This is a genomic window from Streptomyces sp. NPDC094448 (assembly GCF_044763775.1).
Taxonomy (GTDB): domain Bacteria; phylum Actinomycetota; class Actinomycetes; order Streptomycetales; family Streptomycetaceae; genus Streptomyces.
Map to the genome: position 1 here is coordinate 439,605 of NZ_JBIWGU010000005.1, position 24,267 is coordinate 463,871.

Here is a 24,267-nt window from a genome sequence, read left to right on the forward strand (position 1 = left end):
TCAGCGACTTGCTGTGTTGTGCCCCCGGCAGGATTCGAACCTGCGACACCCGCTTTAGGAGATTTCTTGGGGCATGGCTGTGACCTGTGGAAATCTCTTAGGCAGGCTACTTGACCTGCGAAAACAATTCTCCACAGTTCTCACGTGTTCACGAGGTTTCCCGGCCGCATGTGTGCTACATCCGTTCTGCCCAGTGCCACCGTATGGAGCCTGTGGTTGTGGGTCTCAGCGTCGGTGCTGTGTTGCTCAACGGTTTCCCTGCGTTTGCCAGTAGGCGATGTTGTTGGTGATGACGGGGATGATGGGATGCGTAGGGTCTACGAGGCGTTGTGTTTCGGTGAGCATTCGGGTGAGCAGGCGGACCGCTTCCTCTGGGTGGCCCATGCGTCCGCGCCACATGGCGAGCTTGTCAAGTACCGACAAGGTGCCGAGGTGATCAGGGCCGAGGTGGCGTTCGATGCGGGTCAGCAGGGCCTGGTAGGTGTCGCTTGCCGCGTGTGCGTTACCCGTGGCACCGTGCCAGTGGCCAAGGCTATCGAGGGATGTCAGGGTTTGGACGTGGCCAGGACCTAGGACGCGCTCCTGATCGGGGAGGAGCTCTTGCAGCGCGGCGATGGCTGCGTGGGGTGCTCCTGCGACGCCACGCATAACAGCGAGGCTGTGACGCGTACTGAGAGTGCCGGAGTCATCCGGTGCGAGATGGTGCTGCTGATCACGGAGGACGTCCTCTAGCGTTTGTACAGCCTTCTGGGGATTCCCTGCCCGGCCCAGGCACTCGGCGTGGCTCTGCCTTGAGGTGAGTGTGCTGGGGTGGTGAGGGCCGAGGACCCGCGTTCTGTCAGCGATCACGGTAGCGAGGCTTTCGGCTGCGGTGGCCGGATCGCTTTCTGCCTGCAAATGGGCGAGGTTGTGGCGTGCGGCGAGCAGCTCGGGATGATCTAGGCCTAGGTTCTCACCCATCTCGGGAATCACCGTCTGATACCCGTCGATGGCCTTATTCGTCTCGCCAGCCGCTCCCTGCCAACGGGCAAGGCTTTGCCTGGTGGTCAGGACGCGCAGGTGACGGGCCCCGAGCAATCGTGTTTGGTCGGGCAGTAGCGCTTCGAGCAAGCTGACGGCCTCGGCGGCGTTGCCTGATTCACCCAACCAGCGGGCCAGATTGTGGCGGGCGGTCAGGGTGCCATCGGCATCGGCACCGAACTCCTCTTCCATGATGGGGATCAGGTTGCGATAGGCGTCCGCAGCCTCTGCTGCGTCACCTGCGGCACCTTTCCAATAACAAAGATTGTGGAGAGTGGCAAGTATCGCCTCACGGTTGGCTCCGTCGCGCTGCCGGACAGTGAGAATCTCTGTGAGGGCGGTGATGGCGCCGTTTGTGTCGCCCGCCTCGCCTCGCTCGACTGCAAGGTTATGGCGAGTGACGAGTGTTTCAGCGGCCTCGTATCCAAACAACCGGATTTGGTCCGCCTCAAGACTTTCCAGGGTCCGGACTGCCCTGGCGTGATCGCCGGCTTCTCTTTGCCAACGGGAGAGCTCGCTCCGTGCAAGAAGGGTGTGCCGGTGGTCGGTTCCAAGATGTTGGTGGGCGAGGAGGCGGAGGGCCTCGAAATGGTCCTGCGCCCAGGAGGCGTCGCCAGATTCACCCGCGCTCGTGCCCAGACGGAAGAGGAGAGTGTATGCAGTGTCGTCCTGCCACAGAGGGTGACCCTCGTCGTGGTGATCGTGGGCTGCCAGCGAGCGGGCGCTAGCCCGCAGCCGCTCTGCGAGGTCTTGGTCGAGGCCAGTGTCTGGCCAGATGCTAAGCAGGGCGTGAGCGGCAGCGGGCAGGGCGGATTCCAGTCGCTGTGATCGATTGCCGCGCGAGGACTCAGACGGTTGTTGCTCGCGCACGGCGCGCTGGGTGAGCTGGTGCATGCGGACTAGCCATGCGTCGTCAAAATCCTTGCCCGGGATGTGATCGACAAGGTGTAGCCGGTCTAGCGTTGCCAGGGTGTGCTCGGCGTCGAGCTCGTCCACGGTTTGTTCTGTCCTGCTGCGCTCGGTGAGCCACGCGAGGGCGGCTTCGCTGGTGAACAGCAGGGTGGGAATGCCGACTGTCCCGTCTAGGACGGCGGCCAGTTCCAGCATAGGCCGGGCGAGCATGCCGGTGTGCTGGTCAGCCTGGTCGATGGAGATGTCCCACAGCGCTGCTAGCGAGCCCGCCGCAGCGCTACCGCGCACGCCAGGGATCAGTCGTTCAAGGGTGATCCGACGGTCTGCGAGCTGGTGTCGATAACGGGCGATGGTGCAGGAGGGGTTGTAGTCGAGATATGCGGCGGCGCGTGACAGCGCCAGAGGAAGTTGACCGAGGTCATCGGCGAGTCCTGCCAGCTCCTCGTCCGTACCGGCGCCGGTGGCCGCGGCCCTTTGAAGCGCGTTGCGCAGATGGGCAAGGGATTCCTCGGGTGTGAAGACGCCAACAGATAGAAACGGGTGTCCACTTGCTGTGGCCAGATCCATCTCGCGGCTACGTGTGGTGACGATTACCCTGCCGCGACCTGTGGTGCGTCGAGGCATCCACAATCCCTCCATGACACCGGGGGAGTGAACGTCGTCAAGGACGATGAGCCAATCACTATCAGTGAATCGAAGCCAGTTGAGAAACCGCTCAGCTGCGGACTTGGTGTCCTCATCGCTGGGTACCAGCTCAAGACTCCGGGCTGCTTGGGCATAGGCGCCAGCCACGGCCGCCGTGTTGTTTGCCGTCACCCATATCAGTACGTCCACTCCGCTGTCCGCCGCGTCGGCGTAACGGTGGCAGTAGTCAGCGGCTAGGCAGGTTTTACCGACTCCGCCGGCCCCTGTGATCAAGCGTCCAGTAACAGCTGTACCAGCTGTGTCCCCGAGATCGTTGCCTTCCGGTGTGTCCAGGGCACGTGCCAAGACATCACGGTGTTCACGTTCGACGAGCACCCCGGCGAGGTCGGGTACCAAACCCAGGCGCAATGGCCTTGAGCCGTGGCGAGTACCCCCGGACTGTCGTTTTTCTCGGGTGCCGGTTGGCGCGCTGCCCAGGTGATCTCTACTTCTGCTTTGCGCCGCTGCCCGACGTAGGTCCTCCCACCAGGCACGGGATCGTGGTCTGAGCTTCGAACCAGAGCGGCTGTCGAGAAGTTCGGTGACGAAGGTGAAGGGCCGTCCGGCTCGCGGAACACTCTGAGCGTTGAGCCATGCGCTGAGAGTGCTCTTGGTCAGGGCGACGGGAGGAGACTGCCGCCCGGCCTGCTGGGTGATCTGACCGAGAGAGAGGCCAGATGCTTGCCGCTTTGCCCTCAGCTCCTCAGCCAGACGCGAGGCTGCTGCCGGGATGTCCACGATGCCGTTCCCCGTTCGTTCCGAACCTTCTACGAACCCTATGCCTCACCTATCTGACCACCGCGTACCTGGGGTCCGTAGGTAGTTGTGCCTCGCCGAACCCCATTCCGAACAGGTCAGGTGTCGTGTAGCCGATCACTTGGTTGGTCAAGTCAACGGATGGGATCGACAATGCGTATTCTCTGTCGCAAAGCGCGGTACGTATGGCACACGCCGAGACTGCGGCGGCGGGTGGTCGGGATTGTTGTGCGGTGGATGGCCGGTATCGGGCTGAGGGTACTGGCGTTCATTCTGTGGGGTTGGTGGACCAGCTAGCCGCGAGCCCTGACGCCGGATTGGCCAACACGTTGGAGGCGAAGCGGGTGGGGTCTGATCCGGTCATTTCTGTTCGTATGCCCAAGCCCGCCCGGTCTGCTGGTACTCCTCCACAGGAATCGGATTGGTGCCGGGCGGCATGCGGGCCGTATAGAGCAGGCCGTTGAGGTGGTCGATTTCGTGGTGGATGAGGCGGGCGAGGCCGTGGTCGTACATGCTGGCCACGGTTTCGCCACCGATGCCCGTTGTTTCGACCGTGATCCCCAGGGGCCGGGAGGCAAGGCCGCGGACATCGAAGAAGCTGAGGCAGCCCTCGTACTGCTCGTCGGTCTCGTCGGCGTGGTCGGTGATGCACGGGTTGAGCAGGATGATCGCTGGCGCGGTCCCCGGCGGCTGGACCACGGCGGCGGAGCGGCCGATGCCGATCTGCGGGGCGGCGATGCCCATGCCCTTGGCGAAGGGGTGGACCTGGCTGATGCGGTTGAGGGCGGCGAACAGTTCGTCCACGATGCGCTCGGCCTCGTCCTGCTCGGTGGGCAGGTCGAAGGGGCGGGCCGGGGTGGTGAGGATGGCGGCGCCCTCCTGGACGACGCCGAGGTCTCGCATCTGCTGGCTGGGCCGAACGCTCGTCAACTGAACTCTCCCTGGTCCGTCTTGTGTTCGGGTCGTGCCCGGAACCGCCACTCCAAACGGTACCGAGCGTGCAGTGCGGGTGTGGTCGTGATCCACGTGAAAGCCCGCTGTTCGCCGTCGTCACGGCGGACGGGTGGGGTACGGAGCGGGGAGGCTTCGGCGGTCATGGAGGTCTCAGTGCCCCAGACCACCGGGTCAAGAGCGGCGGGGAAAGCGAGCTGGACTTCGAGCTGTTCGGTGGGTAGGCGGACCGCACGCTGGAACCAGTTGCCCCATTTGTCGTCGCCGACGGTGTAGGCGTACTCGATCCAGACGGATTCGCCGGGGTAGAGGGGGAAGCGGCCGTGTTCGTTGTCGAACAGCAGCCAGATCTCCTTGAAGGCGTCACGGTCGTGCTTGGCCTGCCAGCGCATTGCCTCACCCCGACAGGTGGCGGTGAGGTCGAGTTCGTCCCACGTCAGCGGGTGGGCCCGGTAGTGGGCGTTGGACTGTTCCGGGTCGCCGGGGTAGCGGTCGACCGAGATGCGGATCAGGTAGCGGGTGACCGGTTCCGTTCCGGTGTTCCGGAGTCGGCGTCGCATCGTGAGCCGGTAGGCGCGGCCGTCGTAGCGGAGGTGCGCGGCGTCGTGTTCGACGACGAGGGCGGAGCCTGCGGCGTACGGCTGCTCGGGCATTCGCGGTGCCGGCGGGGCTGCGGGTGGGCGCCGTGCCCGGGTCTCTCTGGCCTTCGCCTGTTCGTAGTCGAGCCAGCGGCGCCAGATTGCCTTCCCCGAGTTCATGACCTCGTCGGCGAGCCGGGCGAACTCCGCGCTGGGCTTGTGGCGGCCCGACTCCACATGGCTGACGTACGACGGGTCGAAGCCCATGGCCTGCGCTAAAGCGCGCTTGGACAGACCCCGTACCTCACGCCAGCGGGCCACCTCGGCTGCGAAGTCCTCGGCTGCCTGTTCGGCGGTGATCTCCTCGCCCTGGGTGTCCATCGAATCCTCGCCCCGTGTCATTTTTGGTGAGCATGAATGAACCGTGAGTGATCTCAGTTCATCATCCCGTCACCGCCCGCGTCGCGGCTTTCCTTCCCTCAGCGGCCCGGATCGATCCCCGGGCGGATGACGGAGGCGACGCATCATGCGCGTGCTGTACCTGCTGAACATCTCCAACCCCGACCGGCTGTCCTCGGACTCCGGCTGGATCTTCGCCGACCTCCTCGCCCCGGCGCTGGCGGACGCCGGAGCCGAGGTGACCGTCGCCGCGCCGGCACCGGCCGGGGACGACCGGTGCGGCTTCCGGCAGACGAAGCTGCCCGGAACGAAGTACCGCGCCCGGTTCTCGGCAGATATCGACGAGCTGGTGGCACTCATCCGGGCTGAGAAGCCGGATGTCGTGGTGGCCAACCAGATTGAGGAGGCCCCCGCGATCCGTACGGCCCTGCTGGAAGCGGGCTCCGGCGCGCTACTGGCCGGGTACTGCCACTATCTGCCGTACTCCTTCGACGACGGCGGACGGCTCCTGGTCGACCCATCCCTCGACGATGGCGGGCTCGGGCGGCCGGTGCTGCTGGCGTTCGCCGCCGGCCTGGCTGTCTGCGACCGGGTGATGGTGCACTCCTCCACGGCCGCCTCCTGGGTCTCGGCCGCGGCTGAACGGATGACCGTGGATCTGGGCGACAGGCTGCGGGTGGTTCCGGCCCCACGCGACGAACGCCTGGTCCGCGAGCCCGTCACCACCCCGAGCGGCGACGGAGCCGAGCCGATCGGGATCTACAACCACAGGCTGTACGCGCACTACGGCACCGAACAGTTCGTGGACCTGGCGCGTGATCTTGCGGCCTCCGGCTCGGTGCGGCTTCGGGTGATGGACCTGTTCGGGCAGCGCAGTGCCGCTCGGACCGGGCTGAACGACAGCCCCGAGAGGATGCGGGAGAAACTTGCCGCGCTGCCTCATGTGCAGATCGTCTCGGACCGGGGTGACCGCGTCCGCTATCGGGATCTGCTGGCCGGGGCGCGCTTCGGTATCGCCCCGTTCCGGCCCGGCTGCCCGTGGTCGATGAGCGTGATCGACTGCCAGGGCATGGGCCTGCCTGTGATCTCGCCGCGACTGGGCTGGCTCGCCGAGCACATTGACCCCGAACTGTGCTTCACCACCATGTCCGAGGCGGTCGCCCTCGCCGAGCGGCTGGCCTCAGACGACACGTTCCACGCCCTGCACGCCAAGCGTGCCCACGCCTCCACGGCCGACTTCACCCCCGAACTGGTCGCCGCCCGCTACCTGGAGGCGATCTCGTGACCGGGTTCGACGCCGTCTTCCTCTCGTACGACGAACCGATGGCCGACTCCCTCCACTCCCGCCTCCAGCGGACCCTCGGGGGCGCTGTGAAGCGCCTGCACGGAGTACACGGCATGCGCCGGGCCTACCGGCTGTGTGCCGAGGCCGTCGACCGTGAGCAGTTCTTCCTCGCCGACGGTGACTTCGCCATCGACACGGACTTCGCCCCGGCCGCTGTGGAGCCCCTGGACGAGGATGTCTCCATGCGCGTGTGGCGCGCGGTCAACCCCGTCAACGGACTGACCTACGGCTACGGCGGCATCAAACTGATCCGCCGCAGCGCTCTTCGGGAGATGGGCGAGGCGGTGGATGTCCTCGCCGCGCTGCCCGGGCGCGTCGAGTTCGCCGAACAAGCCGCTGGTGTCACGCGCTTCAATCAGAGCCCCTTCCACTCCTGGAAAGCGGGCTTCCGGGAGTGCGCGATGCTCACCCGCGGCAGCGAATACGGCATGGCCGACGGCGACGCCCGCTGGCGGGTGGAGGCTTGGAGTCGCAGCAGCGACGGGGAGTTCGCCGCCTTCGCCGCAGCGGGGGCTCGGGAGGGTGTCGCCTTCGCGAGTGAGGCCGCCCGTCAACCGGACCGGTTCGAGCGGCTGAACGATCCGGCGTGGTTGCGGCAAAGGTTCACTGCGGTCCACGGGGATCAGGCGGTCTCCGGGTGACCAGATCACTCGCCCTGATCGAGCCGTACGCCGACCGGCTGGGCGGGCACCATCAGCGCACTCTGGTGGCGCTCGCCCAGGCACGACCCTGCAGCCTGGTCGTCGCCCTGAACGGAATCGCACCCGATGCGGTGGCCGTGCTCCGGGAGACGGAAGCCCGAACGGCGACCGTGCCTGTGGGGCGTGTCTCCGCCGGATTCTTCGCCGCATCACGCCTCCTTGCCGGTGTTTCGACGGTCGTCCGGCGGGTCTTTCGCTCTCGTCGATGGCCCGACCGTCTGCGGCGGCTGCCACACCAGATCACCCTCATCGCCCGCTGCCTGGCCGAAGCCTCGGCGCTTCGGACCGCCCGTCGGCTTCAGCCCATCGCCGACGCGGTCGTGATCCTCACCGCCAGCGATGCGCTGCACGGGGCAGCAGCCCTTCTGGGCGGCCAACCACATCTCCGGTTCGTCCACGAGGCCGTCACGACTGAAGACTCCTTCGTACGGCTCATCGGCCGGCTGGCCCGCCGGGGCGTGCGCCGAGTGATCGCCGTGTACCCGACCGAGTCGGTCGGCGACCAGTTCGCCGAGGACTTCCCCGACCTGCCGGCCGTGGTCCGAGCCTTCGCGGTCGACGATGGTCTCCGTCTGGCCGACTCCGAACGGGAAAGTGGCCGGTCGGCCCTCGGGATCCCGGTCACCGATGCCGTGGTCTGCCTCGTCGGCGGCTGGTGGCCGTACAAGGACCTCGACGTCATCGACGCAGCCCTGGCCCGGCTGAAGGAACCGCTGCACCTCGTGGTCACGGGCGATCCGCTGGACGAGTCGGTACTCGCACGCTGGCAGAACCTGCCCTTCCTCCACCTGCACGTGACCCCCGGACCCGTTACGGAGTGCGCGCTACGACGGGTCTACGGGGCGGCCGACGCCGCCCTCGTCGCCCGGCGCCCCGGGGTCGGCAAGGAGTCCGGCCTGGTGATGGACGCCGCCCGCCTCGGCGTCCCACTGATCCTCTCTGATCACGACCTCACGCTCACCAGCCATCTCCAGGGCCGACCGTGGGCCCGGACGTTCCCCCCAGGCGACCCGGACGGCCTCGTCCAAGCTCTGCACAGCGTCATCCGCCAACCGCCTGAGCGACCCGGCCCTGAGGCTCCCGGCCTTCTGGGGATGCCGACCGCCGCAGACCAGGCCGACTTCCTCACTCGGATGTTCGCCTCGCTCATTGCCACGGAGTCCCGATGCTGAGCACACCCCCGGCTCTGATCGCCGTCGTCGGGCCCGTCGAGCCCTCTCTGTTCGAAGCATGGGTCCACCACTACCGGAAGCTCGGCATCGAGCGATTCTTGATCGCTTTCCATTTCCCCGAGCATGTTCCCCACGCCCAGCAGCACCAGCTCCAGGCGGCCTGCCGGGAGCTGGGCATCGTTCCCACCGGTACCTCGACCGGCCCTTGGCACGAGCACACGAACACACAGCTCCGCGACGCCCTGCGGCACCACGCCGGACGCGGCTGGCACCTGCTCGCCGACGCCGATGAATTCCAGCAGTACGCCGCACCTCTCCCCGAGGTGATCGAACAGGCCGAACGCTCCGGACACCGGGTCGTGGGTGGTCTGATGCTCGACCGCGTCACCGCGACCGGGCATCTGACCGGCTGGCGCACCGAAGACGGGCTGGATCACGCGTATCCCCTCGGCGGCCATCTCACCCACCGGCTCCTGCACGGGGACCCCCGCAAGATCGCACTGGCCCGCCACGACATCCCCGTCTCCTCCGGCAACCACCGATCCCCCGGACACAGACCGGACCCGGACCGCCTATGCGCCGTTCACCACTTCAAGTGGCGCTCCGGCGTCCTGGACGACCTCCGCCGTAGGGTCCAGCACTTCTCGACGGGCACCTGGCAGGAACAGACCCCGGCCGTACGCGGCGAAGCCGCCCGTCTCCTGTCACACGTCCGCCGGCACAGCGGCTCGATCGACATCGGCGATCCGCAGTTCGCGTTCCGGCGGGTGGGCCTGGACTGGACGCCGGACGGCTGGGCCGCCGAGGCCCGCGACATCGTCACCACCTGGCGGCCGTCCGCCGGCTCCGCCCGGGATCGGGGAGAATGACCGCGCTCGTGCACGCCCGTCGCGGAAGGGATGACCCCGTGCCCCTCGCCGTTCTCCTGGTCGGCCTCACCGGCTCCGGCAAGACCACCGTCGCCCAGACCCTGACCCGCCACGGCTACGTCCGGCTGTCCGTGGACGAGGAGGTCCACCGCCTCCACGGCCGCTACGGCGTGGACTACCCCGAGCACACCTACTTCGAGCGCGAGCGACCCGCAGTCGAGACCATCCGGGAACGGTTCACCAAGGAACTCCAGGCTGGGAACGACGTCGTCCTCGACCACGGACTGTGGCGGCGCACCGACCGGGATGCCTGGCGACAGGCCGCACGGGAAGCGGGCGGCCACCCTGTCGTCGTCCACCTCCCCGTCGGCCGCGACGAGCTGCTGCGGCGCCTGGCCGAACGCAACCAGCGAGAGGACGCCAACGCCCTCACCGTTACCCCCGAAGCCCTTGACGACTTCTTGGTCCGCTTCGACACCCCTGCCGAGGACGAGGAAGTCATCGTCCACACCGGAGACCAGAACGCACTCCTGGCAGCGCTGGCCGCAGCTCGGCACACTCAGCGCTGAGTGCCGCTGCTCGCCCCACGCGTCACATGGTGTGGCGTCACCAGAGGCTGGGGCACGGAGAGGCTGGGCTCGCTGCCATGGGTGCTTCGGAGGCGAGCTGTGGTCGCCCGCTTGTTCGGCAGGGAAGCGATACGCCACACCAGCACCTGAGCTGGTGAATCCGCACTGCAGAGTTCGCGCTCAGCGGCGGCTTCGCTCAGGAGGTGACCGGCCTTGTGGCCAGCAGTCTCGGCACGGGCGAGAGCGGTGGTGAGAGCGGGCCAGGCCGGATCCGCCAGAATCTTTTCCGCCTCGTTGGGAAGGACACGACGCACGATGGCCTCGAACCGGGTGATGGTCCGCGAGCGTGGGGCTCGGCGAGAGAGGTCTGCCAGTACCGGCTCGCTTGCTTGCCGGTAACCCGCCCGCAGGTGACTGAGGGCTTGCTGGGCTGCGGCAGCCTGTTGCTGGTGGCCCCGATGCTTGTGCCATTTGACGGTGGCGAGAGCCAGGTGCAGGGCGGCGAAGAGGAGGGCTACGGCGATCCCGCCCGGCGCGTGTGAGGCATAGGCCAGCTCCCTGGCCGCCTCGCGCAGTGAGGCGGCGGCCTGATGGTCGGCGCGGACAGCGGAGCGTCGGGCGCGATTGAACGCCTTCGCCGCCTCGTACAGCTCGGCTCGGTGCGGACCGTGGCTCACGAGGGCCAGGTTGTGCAAGGTGTCGCCGAACGCGTTGAGGTGGGCTTGGGCCACGGCGTCGTCACCGGATTCGACACTTGTACGGGCGCGGCGGAGTGCGCTTTCGACGCGACGCCACGGTTCGGTCGGGTCCGCGAGGTGGTGAGGCCGATCATCGATCTTCTGGTCGGCGAGCCGTTCGCGTAGGCGGCTGAGGGAAAGATCGGGCGCCAGCTTGGAGCCTCCGTACCAGACGGGCTCGCTCTGGCCGTTCGTATCGCCGGGCGCGGCCAGGCTGTAGCCGGTCACTTCGCCGGTCTCCGGGCCGATACGGGGCCTGACCTGAATGCCGATCGATCGTAGGACGGTGAAGTACTCGTCCACGCTCCGGACGCAGGCCGCGACCAGATACGCCCGCTCGCGCAGCCACTCCCGCGAGGTGACCGTCCGGCCCTGGCGCTCGGCCTTCGCCCGCTCAGCACCGGTCGGTGTCCGCGGTGCGGTGAGGTCGCCCGGCTTCAGGCGGCGTAGCCCGAACTCGGCTTCGATCTTGCGGCACTCCTGTTGGGCCCGCCAGCCGTCCCGATGGGTGCGGGGGCGGCGACCGTCCGCGCGGACAGTGGTGGCCATGATGTGGATATGGTCGTCCGCGTGGCGCACCGCGATCCATCGGCACGCCTTCTCGTCGCGCTCGGGGGCTATACCCGTGGCGGCGACGACGCGGCGGGCGACTTCAGCCCACTCGTCGTCGGTGAGGTAGCGATCACCGGGCGCGGTGCGGACCGGGCAGTGCCATACGTGTTGTGGTGGTGTCGCTCCGCCCAGCTCGCGGGTGCGCAGATCGACATGGTGGTCGAGCCGCGTGGCCAGCTGGGTATAGGTGACCTCGGCGTCACGGCCCGGATCGGGGGCGCCGGCCATGTCCCAGGCGGCGACGATGTGCGGGTCGGTGTGCTCGTCGCGGCGCCCTCTGCCGAAGAGGTATCTGATCAGGCCGAGGGTGCTGGAGCCGGTGGAGACATCAGGCACCATCGGCGACGCCCTTGGCGACGAATTCGTCCAGCAGCTGGTAGCTCCGCTGGACTGCCCGGTCCACTCCGTTCAGTACGGCATGAGTGTGCTCGGGGACGGTTCCCCGGTGGATGGCTCCGGTGATCTGGTTGAGGTTGTTGCCGATCTTGTTCAGTGCCGTGATCTGCTTCTCGACGGCCGCCACCAATGGGCGTACGGGATCGTCCTCAGGACTGCCGAGCATGTGCTTCCGTCCGAGGGCTGTTGCCAGTGCGGCATCACCGACGAAGCCAGCGAAGCGCTGACCGCGCCGTTCGGCCTCAGCACTGATGATCCGTACTGCGGTCGGTGTGAAACGGATGTTCCTGACCTGGTCGCGGGTCTCGACGGTGCGTCTCCGGTTCATCAGAGAGGGCAGCACGGGGGCGCCGGACTCACGCCAGGAAGGCTGCTCAGGGTGCGACGGATCTTCGACGGAAGCGGACCCGACGTCATCTCCTACCCCTCCCGGCTCGGGCGCCCGCTGGCGCACGGTCCCTTCCTCCGCCACCTCTGGGGCGGGGGCAAGCGCGGACGAAGCCTCGTTAGAGGCTCGTTCGCTCCAGCTTGCTGCTGTTCGTGGGTCCGGCCCGAGCGGATTCGTGCGGCGGCGGGAAGGGGCATGGTCGGTGGGTCGGTCGGGCATGGTGGTGCTCCATGGGGTTCTTGGGCGGAGGGTTCGTCACGTCCGTCGCATCCGTCCCATGGCTGGTCGGAGCAGGTACGGATACGGGCGCGGGTACGGACGGATCCGTATCGGCGTGGGCATCCGTCCCGGCGCTGACCTGCGCCGGGACGGATGCGACGGACTGCGACGGACTGCGACGGACTGCGACGGACTGCGACGGACTCAGGGTGGGTCGGTCAGCGTGCGCGTGGGAGACCGGTGGCACCGCCGGGCGGGGCTACCGGCAGCGTTCCGGACGGAGGAGCGGGTGGCCTGCCCCGGACCACGCGCGCCGGTGCGTCCTCGTACCGAGGAGGGTGAGTCGCCGGGGTGGAGACGGGGCAGTAGCGGGACCAGGCGTCGAGGAACTGGTTGCGGACGTATGCCTTGGCCTGCTTGCCGTCCTCGAAACGGTGGTTGGCGGGGCTGATGGCGAAGCCCCTCAGCAAGTTGGCCAGATGGTAGGCGTTCAGCCCCTTGGTTCCGTACTCGGCCCACGGGGCCTCGGCGTCCTGGAGGAGCGCGGCGAGCAGGTCGTGGGTCCGCAGGGTCTCCGGATCGCCCGCCTGGGCGAACACGATTCGGATGTCACGCAGGAGACGCGTCTTCAGGGTCGTCTGCTCATCCTGGACCACCTCGTTGCGGGCCATCGCCGAGCACGCCGCACGGGCGCTCGCGGGCCAGTGGCCGCCGGCCAGATCCGCCACGATGACCAGGGGCTCCCAGGTGTCCGCGGCACGGTCCTCCACCGGCATCATCGGCACCAAGCCCGCAGCGGTGCCCCGCAGGGGAATCAGCCACGCGGCCAGCCGGTCACGCAGCGCGTTCAGCTCGGGTACCGAGTACCGCGACCGGAACGGGATGATGCGCTCACCCGGCTTCCGCTTCTGCATACGGATCACGACCGCCCGGTCCATGATTGTGTCCGGCAGGTCGCCGATCCCGGCCAGCGCCGCCATGGCGAACGTGGGAAAGGCCGTCGGCTTGTGCTCCGGCCCGGAGATCCGCCAGGCGGGACGGTTGCGCTGGTGGCCGGCGTTCAGCAGGCCGCGCAGATCCTCCTTCTCACCCGCCTTCGGGCCGAAGATGGTGTCGGCCTCGTCCACCAGCAGCGTGGGAGGGTTCTTGCCGATCACACGGAACACCACCGCCGGCGAGGTGTTCACCGTCATCATCGGCTGGTGCACCGTCTCGTGAAGCACGTCCAGGAGGCGCGACTTGCCGCACCCCTTGGTCGGCCCGACCACGGCCAGCCGGGGCGCGTGCTGAAGAGCGGGCTGGATGTGCGAGGCCGCCACCCAGAGGGTGACCGCCGTCAACGCCTCCTGGCTCGGCAGCACCACGTACCGGCCTATCGCCGCCCGCAGCTCGTCGAGTAGAGCGGCCCCGACGCCAGCGGCTCCGAGGGGACCGTGGTCCGCGCTTCCCGACTGGTCCGGGACCACGGTCCCGGACTGAGTGGTCCCGGCCACGGGACCGCTGATCTCGGAGGAGGGGCGGGGACCACGGTCCCCGGGATTGGTCCGCACGTTGTGGACCTGCGGACCAGGGCTGACATCCTGGTTCGCAGGAGACGGTCCGCCGGTCCCCGTCTGGTCCGCTGGCTGTGGTCCGGTCCGCACGCCGTTGACCTGCGGGTTCTCTGGCCTTTCGGATGTCTGGTCCGCAGTCGGTCGTGCGGCCCGCTCCTCGCCGTCGGGTTGGTCCGCACGCCTGCTCTTGTGCGGACCAAGGGAGTCGTGCGCCTGGTCCGCGGTCCGCGCGTCGGTGGGCCGCGCGCTGGTCCGGTCCGCGCGGTGGCTGGGGAGGCCCTGTCCGGGGACCGCAGCTACGGGCCAGACAACCTTGGGTGGTGTGCTCGTAGTGTCGGGGGACGGGTCGGCCATAGGCGTTCCTCTCAGGTGAAGGGGTAGAGCGGGGCAGAGGGCTCTGTTCCTTCACCGACTCGTTCATTCAGGTGGAGACGGTCAGCCGAAGGGTTCTCATGGCCCTGGTTTTAGGGCACGAGGTCGGCAACGCTTCCGAGCGTCAGGCCATCAGGCCGAAGGCAGACTGGGCGGCGAGCCACTCGTCCACCTCCGCCCAGCGGTATCGCAGGTGACGGCCCACCTTGTGTACCTTCGGGCCCATGCCCCGGTACTTCCACTGGTACAGCGTCTTGACCGGCACCCCCAGATAGGCCGCGATATCCGCAGGTGTCGCGAGGCGGTCACGTTCGACGGGAAAATGGCGGTGGGACGAGTTCTTGGACAGAGGGGTTTCCTTTTCGGTTTCGAGGCAGGGATATTCGACGCAATGGCGCCATGAGCATGCCGTTGTGCGGAGTTCTCGCACCCTCCCGGTGAGGCTGGACGGGTGGAGTTCAATAACAGTAAGTGCGGATCCCCGGTTGGCGAAATAGTTGGCCCGGTCGAGAGGGAGGGGCCACCCCGTGGACGGCCGCAGTGGACGCCCCGCCCGTGGGCTACAGGCTGTTTGAGCAGGCCGAGAAACGTGGTCATCCGAGCGGTCCGGGCTGGTCCGGGTGTGCTCTGGGGTTCCTCCCGAAGGCCCTGGTTGATCGCGGCTGAGAAGCGAAGGCCCCTGGCGATCCGAATGTCTGCGGCTATGCGGAGCGCAAGAGCAGTGGCAGAAGCCATTAACAGTTTCTAGAGCTAAACCTTGCGCTGGGTGGCCAGCTCGAGTTACAGCTATCTGTCATGGCTACCAACTCATCTGAGGCTCCATCGAAAGCGGTCCATTCCGTTCTTCCTGAAGGGGCCAGGATTCGAACTCCTCCCACGACGACAGGTCGCGCGGTGGGCGTGTTCTTCATCGGCCGGAGCGAGGGCTGATGGCCCGCGTCTGGATCGAGGACCGCATCGGGCACGCCGCGTACACCCATGCGGTCGCGCGGGCCAAGCAGGCCGGCCGGACCCCTCCTGGCCGCTACCGCGTGCGCTGGTACGACCCCGACGGCAAACCGAAGATGAAGACGCTGGCCCGGAAGGTCGACGCCGAGAACGAGCGGACGAAGGTGGAAGCCCGCCTCTCGGACGGCTCGTACCGCGACCCCGCCGCCGCGCGGGTGAAGTTCGCTGAGGTGGCGGACTCCTGGCTGGCGGCCCAGATCCACCTCAAGCGGTCAACCCGCAACCGATACAGAGGCGTTCTGGACGTTCATGTGATCCCTCGGTGGGGGACCACACCGCTCGACCGCGTCCGCTTCGAGGACGTGGCCGAATGGCTGTCGGCCATGCTGTCGGGCGAGGCGACCGGCGGCAGGAAGCTCAGCGCGCGTTCGGTGCGCAAGGCGTACGTCATCCTCAGCCAGGTCCTCGGCTTCGCGGTGAAGTCACGCCGTCTGGCGTTCAACCCGGCGGTCGGAGTGCCCCTGCCCAAACCCGCACCGGCTGACCACGTCTATCTCGACGATATGCAGACCGAGTCGCTGGCCGACGCGGCCGGCGAGTACCGGGTGTTCATCCTGCTGCTGGCCTACACCGGTCTGCGGTGGGGCGAGGCGTCGGCGCTGAAGGTGGGGCGGGTCGACCTCGACGCCTGCCGGGCGCACATCGTCGAGGCGTACGTCGAGGACAACGGCAAGCTGTACCTCGACACGCCCAAGAACCACGAGCGCCGCTCCGTCCCGATTCCCCGCTTCCTCGCCGAGGAACTGAAGCCCTACGTCGAGAGGCGGGACGAGGCCGATCTGCTGTTCACCGCCCCGCAGCGCGGACCGCTGCGGGCCCGGAACTTCCGGCAGAGGTTCTTCGCCCCGGCCGTCGCCAAGGCGGGCCTCGGCCACCTCAAGCTCACGCCGCACAAGCTCCGCCACACGGCGGCCTCCCTCGCCATCGCCAGCGGCGCGGATGTCAACGTCGTCCAGACCATGCTCGGCCACAAGTCGGCGACGCTGACCCTGGACACCTATGGTCACCTCTTCCCCGACCGGCTGGACGAGGTGTCGAAGAAGATGCACAAGCGCCGGGCCAAGCAGCTGGCCAAGGCGAAGGCCAGGCTGGAGAAGGCGGAGGCGAGGGCGCGTGAGGCAGCCGAGATGGTGGCCTCTCTGGAGGGCGTCGTCGCGTGATGTGTGCCTGATGCGTGCCTGTGGTTGAGCGGTTGCGGTCAGAACGGCGGAGCTTCCACATCACTCCGTGACCAGGCCCAATCAGTCTCCGACGAGGTGCTGTTCGGCGCATCGCACACCTCGAAGGCATTCCTCTGGACCTTCATGCCCGAGGTGTCCTCGCCCCAGGAGGCAAGGGTTTCGATGGCCCGCTCCTGGTACTGCCACAGCGCGCTCACCGCCAGCTTCTCCCGCAACAGCGGAACCAGGGCCGTCCGGTGATGGCGCAGGCTGGGATCGTCCAACAGGGGAGCGCAGGCGGCGATGGCCGCATCGCGAACATCAGGGTCCCGGTCGGTTGTCCACGCGGCGACTGCGACGAACAGGAGCGGGCGGATCTCACCGGCCTGCACGAAGGGTGGGTACTCCTCGGGCGGGAAGCCGAGCCGACGGCTGCCCTCCGCTGCCTCGTCGCCCACTTGGTCGGCCATGGAGCCGAGCCAGCCCAGCAGCCCGGCACGTAGAGGGCCGGGGAGGTCGCGGCGCTTCTTGTCGACGGGCCGGTCGGTGCGCGGGTCGGGGAGAATGCCCGCGACGTAGAGCGCGGCCGGGACCGTGGCGGTGTACAGGGTCTGCTGGTGGTTCACCTTGTAGTGCAGGTGGTCCAGGGCCCGAGATCGCACGCCCTGGTCGGCGTCCAAGAGCCCGGCGAGGTGCGCGGGGGTGTCCGTCGCCGGTCCGTACGCGTGCTCCAGTGCGGCCCAGTCGGTCTCGGCGAGCACCGCCTCGGGTTCGGGCAGGCCGGCCCGGCTCAACGGTCCTCCCGCCACGCCCGGTCCATCGCCTTGGCAGTCGCGTCCCCGGCGCGCTTCTCGATCTCCTCGGGGACCTCGCGGTCATCGAGCACGAACAGCCGGCCGCCGACCAGTCTGGTGATCGGCTTCCAGCCCAGTCGCCTCCCGGCCTCACGTGCTGCCCGCCGGACGTTCTGGAGGTCGCCCAGCTCCTCCGTGCGCTCGGCACCGAGGATCAGCTGCCCGTAATACCCGGCGTACTCCGGCTTCAGGCTTGCCCGCAGGAGCCCTTCCAGGCGGTCGACCAGATGCTCGTAGCGGCGCCGTGCCAGCTCGTCCTTCGCGGCCATCGGGCACAGCTCCCCACATCAGGAGCACACGCGGATGTGTGCTGAATGTGTGCCGCACGCCGGAGGCCCTGCCGCCCTAACGGACGACAGGGCCTCTGACCTGCTGCTTTGCTGTGCCCCCGGCAGGATTCGAACCTGCGACACCCGCTTTAGGAGAGCGGTGCTCTATCCCCTGAGCTACGAAGGCCTGGGCAGACGGCCGACCCGAAAGTCCGGCAGTCCGGGGTGGTGCGGGACGTGGAGACCCGTACCACCGCCGACAGTGTAGCGGGTGGTGGATCACCGTGGTGATGTGTGCGGGCGGGGGTGGCTTGACGTGCGCCGGAGGCGGGCCTAGCGTCCGCGCCGGAAGGCGGAGGCCGGGAGCGGAGGGGTTGCGGTGCGGGATGCGGGGCTTGTGGCGGGTGGGGGGCCGTTCGAAGTGGGCAGAGGGGAGAGCGGCGCGCTGGAGTACGTGAACGCTCCCCGGACCCTCGTCGAGTTCGTCGAAGCGACCTGGGCCCATGGCGACCGGCCGTTCCTCGTTGCCGAGGGGGTGGTCTGGAGCTACCGGGACTTCTTTGCGGCCGCCACCGCGCTCGCCCGGCGGTTCACCGAGGAGTACGGGCCGGCGCCGGGGGAACGGGCCGCGGTGCTGATGCGGAACCGGCCCGAGTGGCAGGTCGCCTTCTGGGCCGCTCAGTTCGCCGGGCTGGTCGCCGTGCCCCTGAACACCTGGTGGACCGAGGGGGAGCTGGCGTACGTCCTCGACGACTGCGCCCCGGCCGTGCTGCTGGTCGAGGGGGAGCGGTGGCCGGTGGTGCGCGGGTGGGCGCGGCGGCACGGGGCGCGGGTCGTCGTGTTCGACGGGGATCCGGAAGAGGGCGTCGAGCGGTACGAGGACTTCCCCGCCCCCGATCCGTACGGTGCGCCGCCCGCCGTGGAGGTACGGCCCGAGGACGATGCGACGATCATCTACACCTCGGGCACCACGGGCCGCCCCAAGGGTGCCGTCGCCACCCAGTTCGCGCAGGCCGGGGCCGCCGTCCATCCCCGGTTCCACGCCGCCGTGGCCGCCCTCGCCCGGGGGCAGGTGCCCGGCATCGGGCCGGCGCCCGTCGCCCTGATGACGTACCCCTTCTTCCACGTCGCCGCCTTCACCCACCTCTACGCCGTGATGGCCGCAGGCGGCACGGTCGTCCTGATGCGCACATGGGACGCCGACACCGCGGTCCGGCTCATCGACCAGCACCGGGTCACCCACTGGTCCGGCGTGCCCGCGACCGCCCTGCAGCTCCTCGACGCCGCCGAGCGCGCCGGGAACCCGCTGGCGACGCTCAGCCAGCTGTCGACCGGCGGCGCCGCGCCGCCGCCCGCGCTGACCGCCAGGCTGGTCGAGCGGTACGGGGCCCGGGTCGAGCCCCGTACCGGCTACGGGCTCACCGAGACCAGCGGCGGTGTGCTCGCCCACTTCGGCGACGCCTACCGCGCCGACCCCGCCGCCGCCGGGATCCCGGCACCCGCCGTCGAGGTGCGGACCGACGAACACGGCGAGCTGCTGCTGCGCGGCCAGTCGCTGATCCGCGGCTACTGGCGGGACGAAGCCGCCACGGCCGCCGCGTTCACGCCCGACGGCTGGTTCAGGACCGGTGATCTCGCGGTGATGGGCGACGACGGGCGGATCGCGGTCGTCGACCGGATCAAGGACATCGTCGTCCGCGGCGGGGAGAACGTGTACTGCGCGGAGGTGGAGGGCGTGCTCCACGACCATCCGGCGGTGGCCGACGCGGCCGTCGTCGGCGTACCGCATCCCGTACTGGGTGAGGAGGTCGCGGCCGTCGTACGCCTCCGGCCCGGCGCCGCGCCGACCGGCGGGGAGCTGCGGGAGTACGCGGCGGCGCGGCTCGCCGCGTACAAGGTGCCCGCGCACGTCGTGTTCGGGGAGGTGCCCCGCGGCGCCACCGGCAAGATCGCCAAACGGGAGTTGCGGGAGTCGGCGGGGGTGGTGCGGCTGGGCGTCAGGAGCGGGTGACGCGCACCGTGTAGACGCCCTTCTCCTCCGACACCACCGCGATCTCCACCCCGTTCTTGCGGTCTTTGAAGGTCTGGCCCGGCCGGTACGGCGCGTCCGACAGTTCGGCGTGCACATTCGGGCGCTTGGTGCAGCCGCCGCTGTCGGCATGGCTGTCGGAGACCGTCACCGGGCCCTGGCCGGTGTCGACGTCCGCCTGTACGCGGTAGATCAGCACCCCCGGGCGGCAGACGGCGTCGTCGTTGCCCCCCTGGGTACGGACCTCGACCGCGTACCCCGTGTCGGCGGAGACCGGGACCAGCGTCATCTTCGCGCCGCCGGTGGTCGCGAGGGGCGTCAGACGGTACTCGGCGGTGCCCGGCGCGGCCGCGCAGTGGATCTGCTCCGGATCCAGCCAGCCCAGCTTCCACTTGTGCCAGCCGAGCAGGTCGTTGTTGGCCCCCCAGTCCTCGGACATGATGTCCCAGTGGCCGACCGTGCCGCCGCCGTCGGCCGTGTAGAGGTCGGGCAGGCCGAAGACATGGCCGTTCTCGTGGGGCAGCACCCGGAACCCGGTCTCCGCGTACGAGCCGGAGCCGTCGTCCTGGCGGCTGTAGACGAAGGACGTGTTGGCGAGGGGTACGCCGTCGGCGACGGGCGCGTCCGCGTTTCCGGAGAACGTCACCGACAGCACCGTGTCCAGCGCCGACGGGCCCGCGTTGGGCGTCACCAATATGTTGACCAGGTCGTATGTACTGAAGTCGACCTGCGGGTCGGCGACCTTCACGACGTCCTCGACGAGATCGCGGTAGGCCGGTTCATACGGTGAGCCGCGCTCTATCCCGTACGCCCTGAACGGCAGCGGCATCCGCAGCCAGCCCGTCACCGGGGCCTGGGGGAGGTAGTCGAGACGGCCGTACGAACTGGTCCGGAACCAGTCCGAGGTCTGCGGGAAGAACTCCCCGAGACGGTCCATCGCCGTGCCCTCCCCGACCGCGTCCGGGAAGTCGATCATGAGGTTGAGGGCGCGGACCTGGCCGGTGGAGGGGGAGTAGCCGGGCGGCGTCGGCAGACCCTCGGACATCTGGATGCCGAGGGCGGCTGGCAGATGGCAGGGGCCGAGGCCGCTTGTGTCGGGGGCGGCGGCGGCCGGGCCCGCGGATGCCCGGCTGGGCGCGGCGATCGGGTCGCTGGCCGTGGTGAGCGCGGCGATGGCGATGGCGAGTACGGCGGCGATACCGCCGATCCGGCGCGGGTGGGCGCGGCCCGTGACCCGTACCAGACGGCCCGTCCGCAGTCCCCTGGGGCCGCGGACGCCGCCGGCGGTCGGCGCGAGGAGTGAGTCCGTGACCCGGATACGTCCCGGGGGCCTGGCCGGCCGACCGGACGTCGGACCCGACGCCGGACCCGACATCGGACCGGACGTCGAACCGGACGCCGGGTCCGGCGTCGGACCGGTCTTCCGGCTGGATATCCGGCTGGTCGGGCGTATCCGGCGGCGCTCGTGGTGCATGGGCCCAGCCTCCGGCGGGCGTCTGCCGGACGCGCGCGGAGCAGGGCCGTTCGAGGGAGGCCGTACCTCGCCGTCCGGGACGGGCGCGGGCGCTGCGCGAGGCCTGCCCACCGGAGCCCCCGGCGGGGTCGTCCGACGGGAGCGCCGGAGATGACACAGGTCACATCCGATCCGGGAAATAAGCGGGGACGGTCTCCCCGTTTGCACTCAGTGCCGCAGGAAACGGGGAACCGGTCCCCACTTCCGGCGGAACGGACCTCCGAGGGACCCCCCCCGGGAATGCGTCCGGGGCGATCGGTCGCCCCGGACGGACACGACAGCAGGCGCCGGAAGGCGACCGACGGAACAAGGGAGTGGGATCGTGTGCATGGCCGCCGGTACCGCCGACGGGGAGGCTCCTGTGGAGTCCGCCCCTCCGGGCTGTGCCCACGTTGCTCCGAGCCGGGCGCCGCGCGCCCGGCCCAGGGCGGATGCCCAGCGGAATCGCGAGCGGATCGTCCGGACCGCCCGGGACATGTTCACCGTCATCGGTCCGGAGGTTTCGTTCGATGAGATCGCCCGGGGCGCGGGTGTCGGCAATGCCACGCTCTACCGCCACTTCCCCGATCGCGCCTCCCTGGTGCACGAGGTCGTCCTCTCGGTCCTGGACCGCACCTGCGAGCTGGCCGTTCGGGCCGCCGCCGAGGAGAGCGACCCCTTCGACGCCGTCCGCCGGTTCGTCCACGGCGCGGCCGACGAACGGACCGGGGCGCTCTGCCCGATGATCCGGGAGACTTTCGACCGGGAGCATCCCGAGCTGGTCGTCCGGCGCACCCGCCTGGACGCGGAGGTGTCGGCCCTGATCGAACGGGCCCAGTCGGCCGGCCGGATGCGCCGCGATGTCGGCGCCGGGGATCTCATGGTGGTCATCGGCCAGTTCACCCGCCCCCTGCCGGGCGCGAGCCGTGACAGCAGCGAACGCTTCGTCCACCGCCATCTCCAGCTCTTCCTGGACGGTGTCGAGGCCCCGGCCCGCTCCGAACTCCCCGGCACACCAGCCACCTTGGAGGATTTGCGCAACAGTCATTGACCCCTGCCACTGACCCCTGCCACTGACCCCGCCGCTGTCGCGGCAGCGGTAGCCGGTCGCTGATCGCGACCGGGCGTACCGCACCGATTTCGACCCACGCCTACCCCGACCACCCCGACCTCGACCGGACGAGCCCGACGACCCGACCCGTACGACCCGATCCGATCCGTACGTACCAACCTGCCTGACCCGTACGGACCGAGCCGGGCCGCGCGAACCGTTCCGCCGACGCCGACCGACCGGACCGACCGGACCGACCGGACCTGCTGATCAACCGATCGGTCCCGGACCCCGGCCCGCCGCCGCGCAGACCGTCCGCCCTTTTCGCCCTTGATGAACCCTTCGCACTCCTAGGTGGCCCCAGCCATGTCAAAAACCGACCGCACCCTTCCCGACACCGCCCTCGCGGATACCGGCCCTGCCGGTGCCGACCCGGCGCGGTGGAAGGCGCTCGTCTTCATCGCGCTCGCCCAGCTGATGGTCGTTCTCGACGCCACCATCGTGAATATCGCCCTGCCCACCGCCCAGGAGGACCTGGGCATTTCCGACGGCAACCGGCAGTGGGTCATCACGGCCTACGCCCTCGCGTTCGGCGGACTCCTCCTCTTCGGCGGCCGGATCGCCGACCTGTGGGGCCGGCAGCGGACGTTCATCGTCGGCCTCATCGGCTTCGCCGTGGCCTCCGCGCTCGGCGGTGCCGCCACCGGCGAGGCGATGATGCTGGCTTCCAGGGCCCTCCAGGGCGCCTTCGGCGCGCTCCTCGCGCCCGCCGCGCTCTCCCTGCTCGCCGTGATGTTCACCGATGCCAAGGAGCGCGCCAAGGCCTTCGGTATCTATGGTGCGATCGCCGGTGGCGGTGGCGCCGTCGGTCTGATCCTCGGCGGTTTCCTCACCGAATACCTGGACTGGCGCTGGACGTTCTACGTCAACATCCCCTTCGCGGTCGTCGCCGCCGTCGGCGCCTATCTGGTGATCCGGGAGCCCGCGGGCGCCCGTAACCGCTCCGCGCTGGACATACCCGGTGTCATCCTCTCGACTCTCGGTCTGGTGGCGCTGGTCTACGGCTTCGCCCGCGCCGAACACTCCGGCTGGTCGGACGGTCTGACCGTCGGCATGTTCGTCGCCTCCGTGGTGCTGCTGGGTGCCTTCGTCGTCACCGAGTCCAAGGTCAAGGCGCCGCTGCTGCCGCTGCGGGTGCTGACCGACCGGAACCGCGGCGGGGTGTACCTCTCCCTCGGTCTCGCGGTCATCGCGATGTTCGGTCTGTTCCTCTTCCTGACGATCTACCTCCAGGTCGTGGAGGGGTACTCGCCGGTCAAGACCGGATTCGCCTTTATGCCGATGATCGTCGGCATGATCGTGGGCTCCACCCAGATCGGTACGCGTCTGATGACGCGGCTCCCGGCGCGGTGGCTGATGGGCCCCGGCTTCCTGGTCGCGGCGGTGGGCATGCTGCTGCTGACCCAGCTGGAGGTCGGCAGCTCGTACACCGCGCTGATCCTGCCCGCGCAGCTGCTGCTCGGTCTGGGCATGGGTACGGCGTTCATGCCCGCCATGGCACTCGCCACCCACGGGGTCCGGCCGACGGACGCCGGAGTCGCCTCCGCGATGGTCAACACCTCCCAGCAGGTCGGCGGCGCCATCGGTACGGCTCTGCTGAACACCATCGCGGCCTCGGCCACCACCTCGTTCATCACCGACCGCGCGGCCGGGGCGACCGATCCGAAGCTGCTCCAGTTCCAGGGCATGGTCCACGGCTTCACCACCGCGATCTGGTGGGCGGTCGCCATCCTGGTGGTCGCCGCCACGATCGCCCTGGTGATGATCAACGCGGGCAGGCCGGGGGCGGACGGAGCCGCTGCCGCGTCCGGTGGCGAGGGCGCGGACGCCGAGGTGAAGGTGCCCGTCATCGCCCACTGAGCCGGGCGGAAGCGTTGGGCCTCCGGCCCCGGGGGCCCCGGACGCGATCCGGGGGCCTCGCGGCGGGACGGCCGCCGAACCACCGCGGAAGCGCCGCCTGCTCCGCCGGGGAGAGCAGGCGGTGACGCGGAGGGCGGAGGGCCCCGCCGGAGAGATCCGACGCTGTTGGCGAATTCGGGTCCTGAGCGTGACGTCGGCCTTCATGACCTGGTTGTGGTCGTGAAGGCCGATGTTGTCTTTGGGGAGGGTGT

19 protein-coding genes and 1 tRNA gene are annotated in these 24,267 nt (G+C 69.0%); 9 read left to right on the top strand and 11 right to left on the bottom strand.

Going from position 1 to position 24,267, the window contains the following annotated elements; all coding sequences use genetic code 11:
* Window positions 1-246: 246 nt before the first annotated feature.
* From ACIQ9E_RS12915 to ACIQ9E_RS12925, 3 genes are all read right to left on the bottom strand, one after another.
* Window positions 247-2,952 (bottom strand): tetratricopeptide repeat protein, encoded by a 2,706-nt coding sequence (locus tag ACIQ9E_RS12915; protein ID WP_403706174.1) that lies wholly within the window; start codon window positions 2,950-2,952, stop codon window positions 247-249.
* Window positions 2,953-3,732: 780 nt separating this feature from the next.
* The gene (locus ACIQ9E_RS12920) at window positions 3,733-4,302 is read right to left on the bottom strand and encodes a peptide deformylase (RefSeq protein WP_403706176.1); all 570 of its coding nucleotides are present in this window, start codon (window positions 4,300-4,302) and stop codon (window positions 3,733-3,735) included.
* Entirely contained in the window at window positions 4,299-5,303 is a 1,005-nt protein-coding gene (locus ACIQ9E_RS12925) for a helix-turn-helix domain-containing protein (protein ID WP_403706178.1), read from the bottom strand. Before ACIQ9E_RS12925 ends, ACIQ9E_RS12920 begins: the two co-directional genes overlap by 4 nt.
* A gap of 124 nt (window positions 5,304-5,427) precedes the next feature.
* Here ACIQ9E_RS12925 and ACIQ9E_RS12930 point away from each other — a divergent pair, with 124 nt between their 5' ends.
* The 5 genes from ACIQ9E_RS12930 to ACIQ9E_RS12950 are packed head-to-tail and all read left to right on the top strand — an operon-like array spanning window position 5,428 to window position 9,956.
* Window positions 5,428-6,585: a glycosyltransferase gene (locus tag ACIQ9E_RS12930; RefSeq protein WP_403706179.1), complete on the top strand. Its 1,158-nt coding sequence runs from the start codon at window positions 5,428-5,430 to the stop codon at window positions 6,583-6,585.
* Entirely contained in the window at window positions 6,582-7,286 is a 705-nt protein-coding gene (locus ACIQ9E_RS12935; protein WP_403706181.1) for a hypothetical protein, read from the top strand. Before ACIQ9E_RS12930 ends, ACIQ9E_RS12935 begins: the two co-directional genes overlap by 4 nt.
* The gene (locus ACIQ9E_RS12940; RefSeq protein ID WP_403706182.1) at window positions 7,283-8,518 is read left to right on the top strand and encodes a hypothetical protein; all 1,236 of its coding nucleotides are present in this window, start codon (window positions 7,283-7,285) and stop codon (window positions 8,516-8,518) included. The genes ACIQ9E_RS12935 and ACIQ9E_RS12940 overlap by 4 nt, the downstream gene beginning before the upstream one ends.
* Entirely contained in the window at window positions 8,512-9,387 is an 876-nt protein-coding gene (locus ACIQ9E_RS12945; RefSeq protein ID WP_403706184.1) for a glycosyltransferase family 2 protein, read from the top strand. The genes ACIQ9E_RS12940 and ACIQ9E_RS12945 overlap by 7 nt, the downstream gene beginning before the upstream one ends.
* Window positions 9,388-9,425: 38 nt before the next feature.
* Entirely contained in the window at window positions 9,426-9,956 is a 531-nt protein-coding gene (locus ACIQ9E_RS12950) for an AAA family ATPase (RefSeq protein ID WP_403706186.1), read from the top strand.
* On the opposite strand, the gene ACIQ9E_RS12955 is transcribed toward ACIQ9E_RS12950, so the two are convergent.
* The 4 genes from ACIQ9E_RS12955 to ACIQ9E_RS12970 form a co-directional block, all read right to left on the bottom strand.
* Window positions 9,947-11,644 carry a relaxase/mobilization nuclease domain-containing protein gene (locus tag ACIQ9E_RS12955; RefSeq protein ID WP_403706188.1) on the bottom strand — a complete coding sequence of 566 codons (1,698 nt, stop codon included), beginning with the start codon at window positions 11,642-11,644 and terminating at the stop codon, window positions 9,947-9,949. The genes ACIQ9E_RS12950 and ACIQ9E_RS12955 overlap by 10 nt on opposite strands.
* Entirely contained in the window at window positions 11,634-12,029 is a 396-nt protein-coding gene (locus ACIQ9E_RS12960) for a hypothetical protein (protein WP_403706190.1), read from the bottom strand. Before ACIQ9E_RS12960 ends, ACIQ9E_RS12955 begins: the two co-directional genes overlap by 11 nt.
* A 497-nt stretch (window positions 12,030-12,526) precedes the next feature.
* Entirely contained in the window at window positions 12,527-13,774 is a 1,248-nt protein-coding gene (locus tag ACIQ9E_RS12965; protein ID WP_403706255.1) for a DUF3631 domain-containing protein, read from the bottom strand.
* Between the two features lie 583 nt (window positions 13,775-14,357).
* Window positions 14,358-14,582 (bottom strand): helix-turn-helix transcriptional regulator, encoded by a 225-nt coding sequence (locus ACIQ9E_RS12970; protein ID WP_403706257.1) that lies wholly within the window; start codon window positions 14,580-14,582, stop codon window positions 14,358-14,360.
* A 580-nt stretch (window positions 14,583-15,162) separates the two neighbouring features.
* On the opposite strand from ACIQ9E_RS12970, the gene ACIQ9E_RS12975 reads away from it, so the two are divergent.
* The gene (locus ACIQ9E_RS12975) at window positions 15,163-16,401 is read left to right on the top strand and encodes a tyrosine-type recombinase/integrase (protein WP_403706192.1); all 1,239 of its coding nucleotides are present in this window, start codon (window positions 15,163-15,165) and stop codon (window positions 16,399-16,401) included.
* A 38-nt stretch (window positions 16,402-16,439) separates the two neighbouring features.
* On the opposite strand, the gene ACIQ9E_RS12980 is transcribed toward ACIQ9E_RS12975, so the two are convergent.
* From ACIQ9E_RS12980 to ACIQ9E_RS12990, 3 genes are all read right to left on the bottom strand, one after another.
* Window positions 16,440-17,195, bottom strand: coding sequence for a hypothetical protein (locus ACIQ9E_RS12980; protein WP_403706194.1), 756 nt, complete (start codon window positions 17,193-17,195; stop codon window positions 16,440-16,442).
* The gene (locus ACIQ9E_RS12985; protein ID WP_403706195.1) at window positions 17,192-17,524 is read right to left on the bottom strand and encodes a hypothetical protein; all 333 of its coding nucleotides are present in this window, start codon (window positions 17,522-17,524) and stop codon (window positions 17,192-17,194) included. Before ACIQ9E_RS12985 ends, ACIQ9E_RS12980 begins: the two co-directional genes overlap by 4 nt.
* Window positions 17,525-17,638: 114 nt before the next feature.
* Window positions 17,639-17,711 (bottom strand) — tRNA-Arg (locus ACIQ9E_RS12990).
* Window positions 17,712-17,921: 210 nt separating this feature from the next.
* Between ACIQ9E_RS12990 and ACIQ9E_RS12995 the strand changes: the two genes are divergently transcribed.
* Window positions 17,922-19,535, top strand: coding sequence for a class I adenylate-forming enzyme family protein (locus ACIQ9E_RS12995; RefSeq protein ID WP_403706197.1), 1,614 nt, complete (start codon window positions 17,922-17,924; stop codon window positions 19,533-19,535).
* On the opposite strand, the gene ACIQ9E_RS13000 is transcribed toward ACIQ9E_RS12995, so the two are convergent.
* Window positions 19,522-21,027: a M6 family metalloprotease domain-containing protein gene (locus ACIQ9E_RS13000; RefSeq protein WP_403706199.1), complete on the bottom strand. Its 1,506-nt coding sequence runs from the start codon at window positions 21,025-21,027 to the stop codon at window positions 19,522-19,524. The genes ACIQ9E_RS12995 and ACIQ9E_RS13000 overlap by 14 nt on opposite strands.
* 367 nt (window positions 21,028-21,394) lie before the next feature.
* Here ACIQ9E_RS13000 and ACIQ9E_RS13005 point away from each other — a divergent pair, with 367 nt between their 5' ends.
* A complete protein-coding gene (locus ACIQ9E_RS13005) occupies window positions 21,395-22,096 on the top strand; it encodes a TetR/AcrR family transcriptional regulator (RefSeq protein WP_403706201.1) in 702 nt (233 codons plus the stop codon).
* Between the two features lie 366 nt (window positions 22,097-22,462).
* Entirely contained in the window at window positions 22,463-24,016 is a 1,554-nt protein-coding gene (locus ACIQ9E_RS13010; RefSeq protein ID WP_403706203.1) for an MFS transporter, read from the top strand.
* Window positions 24,017-24,267: the final 251 nt, after the last annotated feature.

Bases quoted from the DNA above. Each gene is read 5' to 3' on its own strand.
- ACIQ9E_RS13010 (WP_403706203.1), top strand. From the start codon at position 22,463: ATGTCAAAAACCGACCGCACCCTTCCCGACACCGCCCTCGCGGATACC.
- ACIQ9E_RS12930 (WP_403706179.1), top strand. From the start codon at position 5,428: ATGCGCGTGCTGTACCTGCTGAACATCTCCAACCCCGACCGGCTGTCC.
- ACIQ9E_RS12985 (WP_403706195.1), bottom strand. From the start codon at position 17,524: ATGGCCGCGAAGGACGAGCTGGCACGGCGCCGCTACGAGCATCTGGTC.
- ACIQ9E_RS13005 (WP_403706201.1), top strand. From the start codon at position 21,395: ATGGCCGCCGGTACCGCCGACGGGGAGGCTCCTGTGGAGTCCGCCCCT.
- ACIQ9E_RS13000 (WP_403706199.1), bottom strand. From the start codon at position 21,027: ATGCACCACGAGCGCCGCCGGATACGCCCGACCAGCCGGATATCCAGC.
- ACIQ9E_RS12945 (WP_403706184.1), top strand. From the start codon at position 8,512: ATGCTGAGCACACCCCCGGCTCTGATCGCCGTCGTCGGGCCCGTCGAG.
- ACIQ9E_RS12960 (WP_403706190.1), bottom strand. From the start codon at position 12,029: ATGAACCGGAGACGCACCGTCGAGACCCGCGACCAGGTCAGGAACATC.
- ACIQ9E_RS12925 (WP_403706178.1), bottom strand. From the start codon at position 5,303: ATGACACGGGGCGAGGATTCGATGGACACCCAGGGCGAGGAGATCACC.
- ACIQ9E_RS12975 (WP_403706192.1), top strand. From the start codon at position 15,163: ATGGCCCGCGTCTGGATCGAGGACCGCATCGGGCACGCCGCGTACACC.
- ACIQ9E_RS12955 (WP_403706188.1), bottom strand. From the start codon at position 11,644: ATGGTGCCTGATGTCTCCACCGGCTCCAGCACCCTCGGCCTGATCAGA.